At 49.2% G+C, this 17,064-nt stretch carries 12 protein-coding genes; 2 read left to right on the top strand and 10 right to left on the bottom strand.

Going from position 1 to position 17,064, the window contains the following annotated elements; translation table 11 throughout:
* Window positions 1-2: 2 nt before the first annotated feature.
* Window positions 3-2,213, bottom strand: coding sequence for a spore germination protein (locus tag PBN151_RS31895; protein ID WP_227774601.1), 2,211 nt, complete (start codon window positions 2,211-2,213; stop codon window positions 3-5).
* Between the two features lie 252 nt (window positions 2,214-2,465).
* On the opposite strand from PBN151_RS31895, the gene PBN151_RS12385 reads away from it, so the two are divergent.
* On the top strand, window positions 2,466-3,008 hold the full coding sequence (locus PBN151_RS12385; RefSeq protein ID WP_072729162.1) for a cob(I)yrinic acid a,c-diamide adenosyltransferase: 543 nt from the start codon (window positions 2,466-2,468) through the stop codon (window positions 3,006-3,008).
* Between the two features lie 310 nt (window positions 3,009-3,318).
* Complete coding sequence (locus tag PBN151_RS12390) at window positions 3,319-4,938, top strand: PTS sugar transporter (protein WP_072729163.1); 1,620 nt, start codon at window positions 3,319-3,321, stop codon at window positions 4,936-4,938.
* Between the two features lie 163 nt (window positions 4,939-5,101).
* Here PBN151_RS12390 and PBN151_RS12395 read toward each other — a convergent pair whose 3' ends face one another.
* The 9 genes from PBN151_RS12395 to PBN151_RS12435 all read right to left on the bottom strand — a co-directional run bounded on the left by PBN151_RS12395 (window position 5,102) and on the right by PBN151_RS12435 (window position 17,046).
* Entirely contained in the window at window positions 5,102-6,328 is a 1,227-nt protein-coding gene (locus tag PBN151_RS12395; RefSeq protein ID WP_072729164.1) for a multidrug effflux MFS transporter, read from the bottom strand.
* Window positions 6,329-6,583: 255 nt separating this feature from the next.
* The gene (ahpF, locus tag PBN151_RS12400; protein ID WP_072729165.1) at window positions 6,584-8,113 is read right to left on the bottom strand and encodes an alkyl hydroperoxide reductase subunit F; all 1,530 of its coding nucleotides are present in this window, start codon (window positions 8,111-8,113) and stop codon (window positions 6,584-6,586) included.
* A gap of 14 nt (window positions 8,114-8,127) precedes the next feature.
* Window positions 8,128-8,691, bottom strand: coding sequence for an alkyl hydroperoxide reductase subunit C (gene ahpC, locus PBN151_RS12405; protein WP_021257326.1), 564 nt, complete (start codon window positions 8,689-8,691; stop codon window positions 8,128-8,130).
* Between the two features lie 478 nt (window positions 8,692-9,169).
* Window positions 9,170-10,933 (bottom strand): thiol reductant ABC exporter subunit CydC, encoded by a 1,764-nt coding sequence (gene cydC, locus PBN151_RS12410; RefSeq protein WP_072729166.1) that lies wholly within the window; start codon window positions 10,931-10,933, stop codon window positions 9,170-9,172.
* Window positions 10,930-12,660, bottom strand: a complete 1,731-nt coding sequence (gene cydD / locus PBN151_RS12415; RefSeq protein WP_072729167.1) for a thiol reductant ABC exporter subunit CydD — start codon at window positions 12,658-12,660, stop codon at window positions 10,930-10,932. Before cydD ends, cydC begins: the two co-directional genes overlap by 4 nt.
* The gene (cydB, locus tag PBN151_RS12420) at window positions 12,660-13,676 is read right to left on the bottom strand and encodes a cytochrome d ubiquinol oxidase subunit II (protein WP_072729168.1); all 1,017 of its coding nucleotides are present in this window, start codon (window positions 13,674-13,676) and stop codon (window positions 12,660-12,662) included. Before cydB ends, cydD begins: the two co-directional genes overlap by 1 nt.
* A complete protein-coding gene (locus PBN151_RS12425) occupies window positions 13,663-15,066 on the bottom strand; it encodes a cytochrome ubiquinol oxidase subunit I (protein WP_072729169.1) in 1,404 nt (467 codons plus the stop codon). The genes cydB and PBN151_RS12425 overlap by 14 nt, the downstream gene beginning before the upstream one ends.
* A gap of 374 nt (window positions 15,067-15,440) precedes the next feature.
* A complete protein-coding gene (locus PBN151_RS12430) occupies window positions 15,441-16,130 on the bottom strand; it encodes an ABC transporter permease (protein ID WP_083545115.1) in 690 nt (229 codons plus the stop codon).
* Window positions 16,123-17,046, bottom strand: coding sequence for an ABC transporter ATP-binding protein (locus tag PBN151_RS12435; protein WP_072729170.1), 924 nt, complete (start codon window positions 17,044-17,046; stop codon window positions 16,123-16,125). Before PBN151_RS12435 ends, PBN151_RS12430 begins: the two co-directional genes overlap by 8 nt.
* Window positions 17,047-17,064 lie beyond the last annotated feature (18 nt).

Here is a 17,064-nt window from a genome sequence, read left to right on the forward strand (position 1 = left end):
TGTTATTTTATTGGCGGCTTGGGCTTAGCTTGCGCCGGAGGCTGCTGCCGATTCTTATTGTTCGGACTCATATAGCTTGGTCTTGTTCGCATTGCCCACTGTGGCAAGCGAAAGATCGTATCTTTCTGATCTTTGATAATGATAGGTGCCAGCGGACTCATATAAGGGACGCCAAAAGAGCGCAGGCTGCACAAGTGGAGCACAATGGCGATCAGACCAATACAGACCCCGAACAGCCCAAAAGATGCAGCGAGCAGCATGAGTGGAAAGCGAAGCATGCGGAACGCATTCGACATGCTGTATGCGGGAAATACGAAGCTGCAAATCGCCGTCGTCGACACAACGATGACCATTGCAGCAGAGACGATACCTGCATCGACCGCAGCTTGTCCAATAACGAGCGTTCCCACAACAGATACCGCTGGCCCAATCATTCTCGGCATTCGGATTCCTGCTTCCCGAAGCAGCTCGAACAGAATCTCCATCATAATCGCCTCGAAGACAGCAGGGAAAGGAATCCCTTCCCGCTGTGCCGCCAAGCTGATCAGCAGCTGCGTTGGAAGCATCTCCTGGTGGAATGTCGTAATGGCGACATATAGTGATGGCCCTAACAGCGCGATGAAGATGCCGATATAGCGAAGGATTCGAACAAGAGTGCTGATGTCCGATCGGAAGAAGTAATCCTCAGCCGCATGGAGGAAGGATACGAATAGCGCAGGCACTACGAGCACGGACGGTGTGCCATCCACGATAATGGCGATCTTCCCTTCCAGCAGCTCTGCGGCGATGACATCAGGGCGCTCTGTATTGTATACCGTCGGGAAGGGCGTGAACGTCTTGTCCTGAATCAATTCTTCGATGTATCCACTCTCCAGAATGCCGTCAATATCGATTCGAGCCATACGGTCTCGTACCTCTTGTACGACCTTGTCATTGGCGATCCCTTGAATGAACATAATGGCGACATTCGTTTGTGTGAGACGACCGAACGACTTCGTCTCCACGCGTAAATCCTGATGCTTGATCCTTCTCCGAACCAGTGATGTATTCGTTCGTAGTGTCTCAGAGAACGCCTCACGAGATCCTCGAACAGATGGTTCTGTTGTTGCCTCTACTACACCGCGATCCTTCCATCCCTGTGTGCTGGCTGACAACCCCGTCGTATAGCCATCTAAGAGCAGTACCGTATTGCCGGACAACACCTCTTGGAATACATCCTCGAAGCAGGCTACAGACTGAATATCCCCTACCGCAAGTACTCGCTCTTGCAATAGCTTAATCATATCTGTTGACCCACCCGTCCCAGGCTGTGAGCCTGATTGCGAGCTTTGTTGCCAGCTTTGTTGCGAACTCTGGTGCGAGCTCTGTTGCGAACCTTGTTGCGGGTCTTGTTGCCAGCTTTGTTGCGCGCCTTGTTGCGTGCCTTGTTGCGTACCTTGTTGCGTACCTTGTTGCGAGCCTTGCTGCGCGCCCTGTTGCCAGCTTTGTTGCGAGCTCTGGTGCGAACCTTGTTGCGAGCCTTGCTGCGCGCCCTGTTGCCAGCTTTGTTGCGAGCTCTGGTGCGAACCTTGTTGCAAGCCTTGCTGCGCGCCCTGTTGCCAGCTTTGTTGCGAACCTTGTTGCGCGCCTTGTTGCGGGTCTTGTTGCCAGCTTTGTTGCGCGCCTTGTTGCGGGCCTTGCTGCGAGCTTTGTTGCGAGCTCTGGTGCGAACCTTGTTGCGCGCCTTGTTGCGGGTCTTGTTGCCAGCTTTGTTGCGAGCTCTGCTGCGAACCTTGTTGCGGGCCTTGCTGCGGGTTCTGTTGCCAGCTTTGTTGCGGGCCTTGCTGCGAGCTTTGTTGTAAGTTAAATTGGGAACTTGATTGATCTCCGTTCGAGGAGGCGGTAGAAGGTGCAGATACAGACCATGCAGATCCGCCCGAGCCTCCCAGCTGATCCGGCCTACTGTTCGTGGCCATGGTACCTTGTGATGCAGCTGAATCTGCTTGCTGTGTGGAATTATCACCTTGCAATATTTGACTATCGTTCAAGAGCGACTCCATCATAAAATCAGTTATAATCGCCTGATCGACTAGTCCATCCGTATATATTAATGCGATTCTTTGCTCACCCTTGCCCCCGACTCGCAATTCACGAATCACAATATCAGAGCTATTGCCGAGCTTCGTCCGAATATAATCCAGATTGCGTTGTAAGCTTGCTTGCAGCTGATCCATAGACGTCCTTCCTCACTTCTGCAGTTGATCGCATGCCTGCTTGTTGTGCTGCTGGCTTTCCACCGACAGCCATAGATTCTGTTTTCCAGTATTGCCGTGCGTTCAGCCAGATAAACCGCCAGTCGGTTCATCCCCTCCCTCTTAGTCGACAGGCCTTCCCCTCAGTGATACTATGGGAGTAATATATGCTACCAAGATTATGCCAGCACGCTGGAAAGATGCATGCCGGCTCATACAGGAGGGACAGCCAACATGGCGACACGAACCAGAGGAATGACGCTCGTATATACAGGTGATGGCAAAGGGAAGACGACAGCAGCAGTCGGGCTATGCGTCAGAGCGGTTGGACATGGCTTCAAGGTACTTATGCTCCAGTTCATCAAGAGTCCCAAGCGCTCTTACGGAGAACAGGCTTCGTTGGAGAAGCTGGGTGTTGAAGTAAGACAGCTGGGGATCGGATTTACTTGGCTGAAGACACCGGAGGAGCACCGTGAAGCATTCAAGCAGGCATGGGCGATTGCGAAGCAGGAAATCCAGTCTGGTGATTATGATCTCATCGTACTGGATGAATTGAACAACGCACTTGCAATTACAAGCTTCCCGATTGATGATGTTCTGCCAAGGGCTGAGATCATCGAAGTAATTAAGAATCGTCACGAGCATCTGAACATCGTGATAACAGGACGTTCAGCTTGTCCGGAAATCATGGAAATTGCAGATCTCGTATCGGAAATTCAGCCCGTGAAGCATTACTACGAAGAAGGCATTCCTGCCGTGCTGGGACTTGAATTTTAATTCATTCTATCTATCTCTCGATTATTCCCTTCATTAAGGCTGCATGTCCCTGCGATCTCTACCTGGAGACAAGCAGCCTTATTCTATTACCTGCGTCCCTCTTAGCAAACCGCGGCAACACTCCGATGACCCTGACTTACTTTCCAACATTCCTCATTGCACAATTTGCCTATTTTTTTATTGAAATGAGGGTAATTATTCCTCTTTTTTCCATGACATATAGATTGTTACTTCAACCATTTACCACTTTACTATAATATAGAAAAAAAGATAGAACAGCTTCTTTCCACCGCAGACAGGAGGATCGTTTATGGCAAAAACAATCGCAATCATCGGAAGCAGCGGAGGCAACCTATATAACTTAGGAGGCAAAGACCCTCTTAAACTGCTCCAAGAACTTGTCATCCAATTGGAGAGTGCTGGGATCGGCTGTGGAGCGATTCAGTTCGTTGGCGCAGACGCATCAATGGACAACGCCAAAGGCTCTACGCAGGCTGCCCTGTATGGCTGGGATGAGTCGCTCCAGACTCCGAAGCCACTTGCAGAAGGATCACTAGATGAGATCAATCAGGTTGCCACGCAATTGGATCAAGATATTGCGGCGCAGATTCGCCAGGGTCGTATTGGCGCACTCATTATGATGAGTGCAGATCCTACCCGCACCAACGCATATGCCGTGGAAGCAGCGATAGATATGAATCTGCCAATCACAGGAACTGGCGGCACGTCCATGGCTCTCACCAGTGCCAAGGGAGCGAATGTGCTGGCCGTGTCTGGCACGACCGGAACGACGAATCGTACAAGAGCAGTCACGTTCGTGACCACACTATGTCAGCATTGGGGATTGACCTATCGGCCAATTATCGGCGCAACTGCTGATGCCTCATCTGGCGGAACAGGAGAGGGCTCGCCTTGGAGACGCATTAGCATACGCGGCATTATGCTCGCCTCTCTGCCCGGCTTTATTGCGATGGCACTGCTGCTTGCCTTAAGTAAAATCCCTGCACTGGCCGGACTTAGCGAGATATTCGACATTATGATCAAGGCGCTCCCTGTCATACTGGCAGCAATTGCAGCGAAGCAAATCTCGGATCTTGATGAGGTATCCATCGTCTCAGGTATCATCGCTGGAGTCATGTCTGTCGAGGGCGGCATTATTGGAGGAATCATTGGGGGGATTGGGGCTGGACTGCTCGGGCACGCCCTCTTTCGTAAATGTGTGCAGTGGCGCTTCCCTGCTACAACTGTCAACATTGTCGCCGGCGGACTCTCCGGCTTAATTTCTGGGCTTATCGTCTATTTCATGATTGCTCCAATCGCCCTGCAAGCCGGTGAAGGTATTCGCTGGCTGCTGGAAGCAGCTGTATCTACAAGCTCAATACTAGCCGGACTGCTCGCTGGACTGCTCATATGGCCTGCCATTCTAGGCGGTGTATATCATGCAGCCATCCTGCCCATTGTCTTGCTCGAAATGGAGCGGACCGGTAATAGCTTCCTTGGAGCTGTAGACATGGCTGGACTTGTCATGGTGTCTGCCGGTATCACGTTAGCGAATATAATTACCCCTCGCGATAAGGGAGAAGCAGCCGTCGCCGTACCTGGCTTTCTGATTAATATCGGGTTCGGCACATTCGTAGAAGCAGCGTATCCCTTCATGTTCTCGAACAAATTCATCTTCGGCGGTGCTATCGTATCCGCAGGGCTGGGCGGCTTATTGGTCGGAATGTTCGAAGTACAAGGCACCGCATACGTTCCTTCGTTCATGGCGCCTCTGTTATCCAATAACATGACTGGATTCATCGTTGCGATGGTCGGGAGCCTCTTATCTGCCTTCATGATTACATTGACCGTCAACCAACTGTCACGCAGATCCAAGCGGCTTGAGCATGTGACCAAGCAAGAGGTACATACCGACAATCTTGCCGGATAAGCCAAGCATTCATATCACAACCTTCAACCCATCACCAAACTAAAAAGCGCTGGAGACTTCGCGAACCATTCCGCTTGCTCCAGCGCTTCTGTACGTGGAAATACGTATAAATAAAAATTACATGATATGAGTTCAACTGTGCACAAGATACAAGTCTATGACGTTACCGCTTGCGAATCATGAACAAGTAGCTCAGTACCGCGCCAAGTCCGCAGCATGCAATAACAACACCCATCGGAACGGCTGTATGGCTGCCAGCAATGCCGACAAGCGGAGCAGCAAGCGAGCCTGCAATGAAGGACATCAAGCCGAGCATAGCCGATGCGCTGCCCGCTCTCTCCCCTTGGCTCTGCATCGCTAGAGAGAAGCCTGCCGTATTGACCACCCCTGTACTCGATACAACAATGAACAAGGCGATGACAACTGCAATTAATGGTGCCTGCAGCAGTATCGCAGCTAAGAGCAGCAAACCACCGCTAACGGTTTGAACAATTCCTGCAATGAAGAGCCGCTTCTCATGGAAGCGAGACGCCAAGCGGCCCGTAATTTGTGTCGCAATGATGAGCCCAAGGCCATTGAGTGCGAAAAACAGGCTGTATGCTTGCGGGGATGCGCCGTAAATTTCCTGCAGCACAAAGGGTGATCCCGATATATAACCGAACATCGCAGCGAAAACGAAGCCTTGTGTGCAGGCATATCCCATGAATTCACGATCAGACAGCAGTGTACGGAAGGTTGCCATCGTCGTGCGCAGACCGCCGGTAGAACGGCGCTCAGGCTGAAGTGTCTCCGGCAAACCGAACCATGCGGCGATCATCATAAGCAGACCGAGCAAGCCGAGCACGATAAACACCCCATGCCAAGTCGTAAACTGAAGCAGCTGCCCTCCAGCAATCGGCGCTAATATTGGAGCCAAACCGTTAATAAGCATGAGCAGGGAGAAGAACTTCGTCAGTTCACTGCCCGAATACATGTCGCGCACCATGGCACGGGCAATGACAATGCCTCCAGACCCAGCCATGCCCTGAATGAAGCGGAGGGCAATCAGGCCACCTATGGACGGAACAACAGCACATAGAACAGAAGCTATCACGTAAATGGCGAGTGAGAGGATCAGCGGCTTCCGGCGCCCTCTTGCGTCACTGAGGGGTCCCAGCATCAACTGACCAAGAGCTAAGCCCATGAGACAGGCAGTTAAGCTCAATTGCGCGAAGGAAGTGCTCGTCTGCAAGTCACTCGCCAACATCGGCAAAGAAGGCAGATACATATCAATCGACAACGGACCAATCGCTGTCATCGATCCAAGAATAACGGCCATGGACAGCCTCTGCTTCCGAGTAGGTGCAGACATGGCTGAGGCCGTATTACTGTGTTGCACAGGCATACTCATAGATGGTTTTTCAATTCCTTTCTTCAATCGTAATCACGGCTGCAACCAACAATACAAGATATGTCAATTTCAACCTACATACATGTAACCATTATAGTTACAACATTACAGCGAATCAACCCTAAATCCTGTAAAGCTCTCTGTTCCGTATTGATAGGCAAATAACAACAGCCCCCACTTCATGTAAGAAATGAGGGCCGTCGCTCGCTTGACCTGCCACGAGGCAAGAAGCGTATCTATTCATGATGATATCGATTAATTGCGAATGAGATAATCGAATGCACCCAATGCTGCTGTAGCACCAGATCCCATCGAGATGATGATCTGCTTGTATGGGCTATTCGTGCAATCGCCGGCTGCAAATACACCAGGTACGCTTGTTGCACCATGGCTGTCTACTACGATTTCACCCATGCGAGTGCACTCAACGGTATCAGCTAACCAGTCTGTGTTCGGCACAAGACCGATTTGTACGAATACGCCTTGCAGCTCAACATGCTTCGTCTCACCTGTAGCGCGATCGATATAGGAAATGCCGTCAACCTTGTCTGTACCGGTAATTTCAGATGTTTGCACGTTCTTCAATACCGTTACATTCGGTAGGCTGTACAAGCGGTCTTGCAATACAGCGTCGGCTTTCAGTTCTGGAGCGAACTCAAGTACCGTCACATGTTTCACAATGCCTGCAAGGTCAATTGCGGCCTCAATACCAGAGTTCCCGCCGCCAACGACTGCAACATCTTTGCCTGTGAACAGAGGCCCGTCACAGTGTGGACAGTAAGCTACCCCTTTGTTCTTGAACTCTGCTTCACCAGGGACGCCGATGTTCCGCCAACGAGCACCTGTCGATACGATTACGGTCTTACTTTTCAGTACAGCACCGTTTTCGAGTTCAATTTCGATAAGGTCCTTCTTCTCCAAGCGTTTTGCACGCTGAAGCTTCATGACATCGATATTGTACTCTTTCACTTGATTTTCAATATTCGCTACGAGCTGAGGACCTTCCGTGTATTTCACACTGATAAAGTTCTCAATGCCGAGCGTATCGTTGACCTGACCACCGAAGCGCTCTGCAACGATACCTGTGCGAATCCCTTTGCGTGCTGCGTAAATCGCCGCACTTGCACCTGATGGTCCACCGCCAATAACAAGAACATCGAATGGCTCTTTATTATCGAACTCGGATGCATCTGGAGCAGTACCAAGCTTAGCCAGAATTTCTTCAACGGTCATACGTCCGCCGCCGAAGAATTCACCGTTCAGGTATACGCTAGGTACAGACATAACGTCCTTGCTCTCTACCTCTTCCTTGAATACGGCACCATCAATCATCGTGTGCGAAATGCCAGGATTGAGGATGCTCATCAGGTTCAGCGCCTGAACAACATCCGGACAGTTATGGCAGCTCAGGCTGATATAAGTTTCAAACTTATATTCACCACGAATGTTATTAATTTGATCAATCACACTCTGCTCTACCTTAGGGGCTCTACCGCTCACTTGCAGCAAAGCCAATACCAAAGAGGTAAACTCATGTCCGAGCGGAGTACCGGCAAAAGTAACGCCTGTATCTTCACCTACACGGTTCACACTAAAGCTTGGAGTGCGGGACAACTGTATCTTCTCCACAGTAATCCGAGACGACATGCCAGCGAGTTCCTCCACCAAGGACAGCATCTCCGAAGACGCATCATCAGAGCCAGCGCTGACCTTGAGAACAATATCTCCCTCAAGAAGCTGGAGATATTGTTCTAGTTGTGCTTTGATATCTTGATCTAATGCCATTGTAAGGACACTCCTTAGATTTTACCCACGAGGTCAAGGCTTGGCTTCAATGTTTTGCCGCCTTCTTGCCATTTCGCTGGGCAAACTTCACCTGGATTGTTGCGAACATATTGTGCCGCTTTGATCTTGTTGATAAGAGCACTTGCATCACGACCGATGCCGCCAGCGTTGATTTCAGCTGCTTGAATGATTCCATCTGGGTCGATAATGAACGTACCGCGGTCTGCAAGACCTGCTTCTTCGATCAATACGTCGAAGTTGCGGGATACGATATGGGATGGGTCGCCGATCATAATATATTCAACTTTGCCGATAGCCTGGGAGCTTTCATGCCAAGCTTTGTGCGTGAAGTGTGTATCTGTGGATACGGAGTACACTTCAACACCCAATTTCTTCAGCTCTGCATATTGGTTTTGCAAGTCTTCGAGCTCAGTAGGGCAGACAAATGTGAAGTCAGCTGGATAGAAGCACACTACGCTCCATTTACCTTTGAAGTTCTCTTCTGTAACTTCGATGAATTGACCTTTTTGGAATGCATTTGCTTTGAATGGCAGTACTTCTTTTCCGATAAGTGACATAGTTACTATCTCCTCTACTTTGATTTATGGTTTATTTAGAGCATGTCGGTAACAACACACTCGGTAACACACTTTATAATAATTATTATTAACTAAACGATTCAATCTGTCAAGCTATTTTATAATAATTATAATATGAAAATGATATTCTTTCTCAATTAGGTCATAATTCAGACATACCTTCTTCATTATGCTGTTAAATAAGGTGAAGTATTCATTTCTCATTCTTAGGTGAATGCCGAGCTGCAGTTCAATGCTACTTATTTATTACCCTAATTGAACCGTTAGCAATCTCCTTCATTAGAAATTCGATTACCCTGTCCATCTTCCTTCCTGTTTACGAAAAACATCGGGAACGATAGCAAAGAAAGTACTCATATTGAAAAATAGCACCAGAGTCTCACCCTGATGCTATCCTGACCTTTTCTATTTCTTCTATATAGAAGCATAAAAGACAAAGCTTCAAACGCTATGAAGATTACAGTAACCCTTTGCCTGGGCGATCTAAATGATACAAGTTGCGGTAACGCGGATATTGCTCCATAAGCTCGGCATGCGTACCGCGCATTTCCACCTGACCATTTTCGATAAAGACGATCTCATCCATCTGCTCAACACCAACAAGATGGTGGGTAATCCAGATGAGCGATTTGCCCTTCATCGTCTCGAACATAGTCGCCAGCAGCTCCCGCTCCGTCTTCGGATCGAGACCAACTGTCGGCTCATCGAGAATGACGACTGGCGTATGCTGAAGCAGTACCCGCGCCAGCGCGATGCGCTGCCGTTCACCACCTGAGAAGCGCTGTCCGGTCTCCATCATCGCCGTATCATACCCTCTCGGAAGCGAAGCAATAAGTGTATCCAGCTTCACTTGTTCCGCTACCTGACGAATCTCTTCATCCGAGGCACTGCGCCGTCCTAGACGAATATTGTTCGCAACTGTCGTATCGAATAGATGTGGACGTTGATTTAGCACAGACAGAATCTCTGGGATATGCTCACCATACTCATCAGCGCGAACATTATTGATCATGACGCTGCCAGACTCTGGCATAAGTGCACCTTGAATTAAGGTAGACAATGTGGACTTACCGGCACCGCTGCGTCCGATAAGCGCAATCTTCTTGCCTTGCGGCAAATCAAGTGATACCCCATCAATCGTTAAGGAGGCCGATCCTGCATGCCGGAAGCTGACTTGATCCAAGCGGATATGGGTAGACTCGCGCGCTTGCTGCAGCAGCTCTGGCTTCACATTCACAGCGCTGTCAACAGCTTGTTCCACAGGCGCCTCTCCCATGCCCGACAGACGTTCCAACGAATCTTCATACTGAGGAAGCTTCTCTACCGCTTCCGATACCGGCAGGAAGGCGTCCATCAACGGGAACACCACAAGACCGAACGCCGCAATCATGACGGCTGGCATATTCCCATCAGCCGCTTGGCCGCCGGCCCAATACACCATCGTAATAACCGTCAAGCCGACGACAGACTGGGCAATGAGTGTCCGCCACCGCGCCCACATCCGTAAATCTCGGTCTATACGGGCCACTCGCGCCTCATCCGCTTCATACGAATCGACGAATTGGGGAGCTCGGCCGCTAATAACCCAATCGCTCATACCAAGTACCGCATCCGTCAGCTTCCGATATAGCCCGCTGCGCTCCTGCTTCATTAGGCGGTGCTTCCGACGTGTAAACCATAGCGATATCCATGGCAGAATGAAGACGAGTACGGCAATATATAGTGCCATCAGCAGTGCGAACGGGAGATCGAACCAGCCGAGGGCTGCGATCCCTGCCGCATACATTACAATCGCGACAATGCTCGGAAAAATAGTACGTACATAGACATTTTGCAAATGTTCAATATCATCTGCCAGCACGCCAAGCACATCCCCTGTGCGGAATCGGGAACGAATGAATAAAGCTTGCGGCTCCAAAATCCGGTACAGGCGAACACGCATCTTCGATAAGATGCGAAGCACGGCATCATGACCTACAAGCCGCTCTACATAATGCACGACGGCTCTGCCAATACCAAATGTGCGCACAAGCACAATCGGCACATACACCATGAGAATGTTCTCTGGACGCGCTGCGGATTTGGATATCAAGAATCCGGAGGTGAACATGAGCGCACTCGCGCACAGTACTGTCAGCATGCCGAGGAAAATAATGAGCGCGAAGCGACCGCAGTAGCGCCGCAAATAAGGACGCAGCCATTGATTCTGTTCACGTGTCACAATATCCCCTCCTGCTGCGAAATCAACATGCTGTAATACACGCCTTGGCGTTCAAGCAGCTCCTGGTGCGTACCTGCCTCTGCTATCCTTCCATGATCCATAACGATAATCCAATCCATATCTTCCATCCAATGCAGGCGATGCGTCGCAAGGAAGACCAGGTTGCCTTCGAACAGCGATAGCATCGTCTGCTTGAGCTCATATTCTGTCTCAATATCCAGATGTGCCGTAGGCTCATCCAGCATCATAATCGGTCTGTCGCTCAGGAATGCACGAGCAAGCGCTACACGCTGCTCCTGTCCGCCGCTAAGAGAGCGGCCTCCATTGCCAATAAGCTCATCCCGACCATTTGGCAGCTCAGCAGTCAATGTAGACAAGCCAGCTGCTGCAAGGGCGCGATCCACTTCTTCATCAGAAGCTTCAGGCGCATAGAATCGAATATTGTCCGCGAGCGATACGTTGAAAAGATACGGATGCTGCGGGATATAAGTCGTCAGCTGACGCCAAGCTTCCTCATCAAGCGATGGCACGTCCGCGCCGTTCAAGGTGAACTGTCCTGATGTCGGACGAAGGAAACCGCCAAGCACATCAATGAGCGTAGACTTGCCTGCCCCGCTCTCGCCGACAATGCCGACTTTCAGAAGCCCCGTCACCTCACATGTTACATCATCCAGTGAAGACGGCCCATCCGCTTCATGCTTCACACCTATGCCGGACAAGGCGATTGTGCTATCCTTCGTCCAAGCAAGAGAGGATGGATGCTGTGAGGCACTTTCCCCTACTTCAGTTTCATGTTTAATGATCGCATCAATTGCTTTTCCAGCTTCTTTCCCGTTCAATGTCGCGTGATAATCAGCGCCAACCATGCGAACAGGCAGGAAATACTCAGGGGCTAGAATCAGCACCGTAAGCCCCGTCACCAATGTCATTTCTCCATTAATAAGACGAAGACCCAGGCCGACTGCTACAGAGGCAACGGATAACATCGTAAAGAAGTCAAGGGCGAAGGAGGAGAGAAAAGCAACACGCAGCGTGCGCATTGTCGCAGAGCGGTATTTGTCACTCACTTGCCCAATCGTATCGCTGTGCTTGCGGCTCTGCCCCAAGAAGCGAAGCGTCTCCAAGCCCCGAAGCGCATCGACAAAGTGGTTCGATAAAATGCGGTACGACTCCCATTGTCGATCCATCTGCTTGCGCGCAGCAAGCCCAACCAGTATCAGAAATACAATCAAAATCGGCAGCGTCACAATCAAAATAATACCGGACGCCGTATCTAGCGTGAGTACATAGAGTAGGATGAGAATTGGCGTAATGCCCGTACCCATCATCCGAGGAAGAATTAGTTCCACGTACGTGCGGAACTGGGAGACCCCTTCAAGTACAAGAGTAACGAGATTGCCCGTACCTTCTGACTTGGCAAAGCGAGGTCCATACTGGAACAACTTATCCATCAACTGACGCCGCAAGTTTACCCCTGTCTTCTCGGCGAAGTTGTAGGCTACCTTCTGCATGAGCAAGGTCGTCACTTGACGGACGGTAAACGCAAGCAGGAACAGACCCATATTTGCGGTTTGTTCCTGCAACGGCGCGCCGGCAAACAAGGCGGAGATAACCTCCGCCAGCTTGATTGCCAGACCTATGATGGATATTGTTTGCACGAGAGTAAGGACGGCAATGATGAACATTGTCGGCCTTGCTCCCTCATACTTGAGCAAATTTTTATCCATTAGTATTCTAAATGCTCCTTCTCATGAAGCCGTTTATGGAAGACGAAATAACTCCAAATTTGATATCCTAGCACGAACGGCAGCAAGGTTAAGGCTACGATCGTCATCACTTTCAATGAGTATTGCCCGGAAGCTGCGTTATGAATCGTTAAGTCGAATGCCTTATCAATCGAACTGATCATAACACGCGGGAATAATCCGATAAAGACAGACGCGATCGATAGAATGATAACTCCGCCCGTCATGCCGAATGCCCAGCCATCGCGCTTCTTCGCCATGAAGTAGCCAGCGAGCACATAAACAACAACCCCAACTACAGCAACAGCTGTCAAGATCCCACCGCGAACCTCAAATACATCCGTCTTGAAGTATGTCATAGCACCGAAAGCAACAAACAATACCGCCAAAGGCACTAGCAGCATCTTCGCCTGCTTACGTGCACGCTCCTGCAAGGAGCCAATTGTGCGCAGCGTTGTGAACATCAAGCCATGCACGAGGCACAGTACCGTAACGGTTACCCCGCCAAGCAATGTATACACATTCACCATATCGAACAGTCCAGCCTTCATTTCCATCTGGCCGTCAATTGGCAAGCCTTGAATCAGTCCTGCGAATACAACCCCGCACAGGAATGGAGGAAGCAGACTTCCTAAGAAAATCGCCCAATCCCAAGACTTCTTCCAGCGTTCTGTCTCTTTCTTACCGCGGAATTCGAATGCGACACCGCGTCCAATTAATGCAAGCAGCAAAACGACAAATGGCGTGTAATATCCACTAAACAGCGTAGCATACCAGTTCGGGAACGCAGCGAACATCGCCCCGCCAGCCGTAAGCAGCCATACTTCATTGGCATCCCAGAACGGACCGATCGAGTTGATTAATACGCGTTTCTCCCCATCTGTACGGGCCAAGAACTTCGTCGACATGCCGACACCGAAGTCGAAGCCTTCCAAGAAGAAGAATCCGACAAACAACACTCCAACTAGTAGAAACCACAATTCATTAAGAGATAACATGTTGTCCCTCCTGATCAAACGGGTCATTCGAATGTTCTGCCTTCATTACTTCATTCGGACCCTTTTTGATGACACGAACGAACAAATACACAAGCACGATAGCAAGTACGGTGTAAATTGTCGAGAATGCGATAAGGGAGAATAGCACTTGACCGCCCGACACGCTCGGCGAAATACTGTCTTCTGTCCGCATGAGACCAAATACCGTCCACGGCTGACGACCAATTTCCGTCATAATCCAGCCTGCTGTATTCGCAATGAACGGCAATGAGATTGCATAGAGCATGAAACGCATAAACCACTTATTCGGATTGCCCAGCTTCTTGCGTGCTGCCAAGAACCAGCCATACATGCCAAGCAGAATCATCAATGTTCCGGCAAGAACCATGATGCGGAAGCTCCAGAATGTTGTCTTCACCGGCGGAATGTAATCGCCAGGGCCATACAACTGTTCATACTCCGCTTGCAGTTCCTTCATCCCGCGAACTTCACCGGAGAACTTACTATAAGATAGGAAGCTAAGCAAGTATGGAACTTTGAATTCCATGCTGTTCTCTTGCTTGTCTGTATTAATGGCTGCAAATACCGTCCACGGTGCAGGGTCGCCACTTGTTTCCCACAAGCCTTCACTTGCCGCCATCTTCATTGGTTGGGTATGCATCAAATATTGTGCCTGCTGGTGACCGAAAACCGCAACCAGAATGGAAGAGACCGTAGCTACGATAACACCAATCTTGAACGATTTTTGGAAGAAAGAAACGTCCTGCTTCTTCAGCAGTTTATAAGCACTCACCCCAGTGATGAGGAACGCTCCTGTTGCAAATGCACCGAAAATCGTATGCGGGAATTCAACAAGCAGCTGACCATTTGTCAGCAGCGCGAAGAAATCGTTCATTTCCGCACGGCCATTGTTAATCTCGAATCCGACCGGACGCTGCATGAAGGAGTTCGCCGCCAAGATCCACAAGGCGGACAACGTTGTACCAATGGCTACAAGCCAAATGCACAAGCAGTGCACCTTCTTCGATAAGCGATCCCATCCAAATATCCATAATCCGATAAACGTTGATTCCATAAAGAATGCCAGCAATGCTTCAATCGCAAGCGGCGCACCAAATACGTCTCCGACGAAGCGAGAATAGTTCGACCAGTTCATCCCGAACTGGAATTCCTGAATAATACCAGTGACAACACCGACACCGAAGTTAATGAGGAACAGCTTCCCCCAGAACTTCGTCATCTTCTTGTACTCTTCATTTCCCTTGACGACATACATCGTCTCCATCATTGCGATGAGCAATGCTAGACCAATCGATACCGGTACGAAGAAGAAGTGAAAAATCGTCGTCGATGCAAACTGAATGCGCGATAATAAGATCGTATCCCACATATCGTTGTCCTTCCACCTTTCTATTTATACTCTCATTCCTATGCTGAATAGGCTGTAATACCTGCGTCGAACACGGTATCAATGACGTTGATTACATGTTCCAGTTGTATTCTGTCAGATACAGAAACGCTGCAATGTGATATTAATCACAATTTTAAAGCAATTACTTGATCAAAATAAGAACATTGTGTCGAATTTCACAAATATGTCGAAAAAAAGTGAAAAAAAGAAGAAAAAAGACATTGTGCCTTCTTTCCCCTTTACAAGCAGCCCGCAATGTGCTGCACCTTTTTACCAAAAGTTATTCTGAAATTTGTCACGAATTTGGGCATGTCACATCGCTGTCACAACAAGGTATTTTGCTGCATCTATTTTTATTTATACAGGTCGATCGTATCAATCTTGCGAATCGTCAAGTAACCAATCACTATACCAAGCGCAGCAAAAGCAAATGGCACTGCGATAATGGACCACAAGGTAAATCCGCCAGTCGACGAGCCTAGAAAGCCTGCAATTAGAATGGAGCTCGTAATGGTCGCAGCCGCTGAATATTTGCGCATGCCGAACCATAATGGAATCAGACTTAAGCAGCTTGCTGCTAAGGAGTTGATAACACTAGTTGACACTTGATGCGTAACCATACTTATTGTCGCCGTGCCAGGTACAGTGTGCGCATAAGAATTGTATAAGAGGAATCCACTGATAAGTACAATATTTGCCAGAATAATGGCAATAAAGGTGTACAAGACCACAATGATTAGCTTAGCTGTTATGAGCTTCTTCCGTGGAATCGGGTACATGAACATGACCGTTATAGACTTGCTCTTGAACTCATCAATAACCATTCGGCTTAGCAATACCGAGGCCGTAATAATGAAGGATACCTTCACAAACGTATCGATGATACCGAATACCTCGGATATATCATGGAACGCGATACCTTGTGTATCCCCATAGATTCCAAGCAAAATAAAGAGGAAAATCCCGATCGTGACATACATGGCCGTACGTATATAGGTAGCAAACCGGAATTTCTTCAGTTCCAGTCGAATGAGCTTATTCACGAGCATCCCCTCCATTCAACAGCTTCATAAAGTAATCCTCCAAGGAATGATGCTTCTTATGGACAGACTCTACCATGACATCGTTCATAACAAATGCCTTCGTAATATCTTGCTGAGACACCCCCGATTGATAGATGCGGATGATCCGGTTGTCTGTAATACGGAAATTCGAAATATGCATGACTTCTTCAAGCACATAGGCCGCCTTGCTCGCATTATCAGTGATGACCTCAATGAATTCGGACTGCTGCGCCCGAACCCGCTCCATGGGCACTTCCTCCAACAGCACCCCATGGTTAATGACACCGATCGTGTCTGCAACCAGCTCCATTTCCCCTAAGATGTGGCTGGAGATCAAGAGCGTAATGCCGAACTCGCGTGACAGCTTCTTGAACAGGTCACGTATCTCCTTAATCCCAATTGGGTCCAGACCATTAATCGGCTCATCCAGGAGCAGCAGCTCTGGCTTGATCGATATGGCCCGCGCGATGCCTAGACGCTGCTTCATCCCGAGGGAGAAGTCCTTCACCTGCTTGCGTTCAATGCCGTTCAGTCCTACCAGTTCCAGTGCTTCCTCAATCGCCTTCTTATTATGGTAGCCCATGTATTCGCAATGAAGCTCCAGATTCTCCTGCGCAGTAAGACGATCATAGAAGATTGGCTGCTCAATAATTGTCCCCATGCGAGATAGCAAGGAATAGGATGAGGGTGTCATCTTCTCGCCGAACATCTCAATCTCACCGCTCGTTGGCTGCACGAGATTCGTCATCATTTTCATAATCGTTGTCTTCCCCGCCCCATTGGGGCCAAGGAATCCGTATATCTCGCCCTTCTTAATATTCATGCTCACATTCGATACGACATCTTTGCCTTGATAATTCTTCGTCAATCGATGCGTCCGTACAAGGAAGGTCATTTCATTTACCCCTCTCAT

The organism is Paenibacillus sp. NAIST15-1 (assembly GCF_001894745.1).
GTDB classification, from domain to species: Bacteria; Bacillota; Bacilli; order Paenibacillales; family Paenibacillaceae; genus Paenibacillus_B; species Paenibacillus_B suaedae.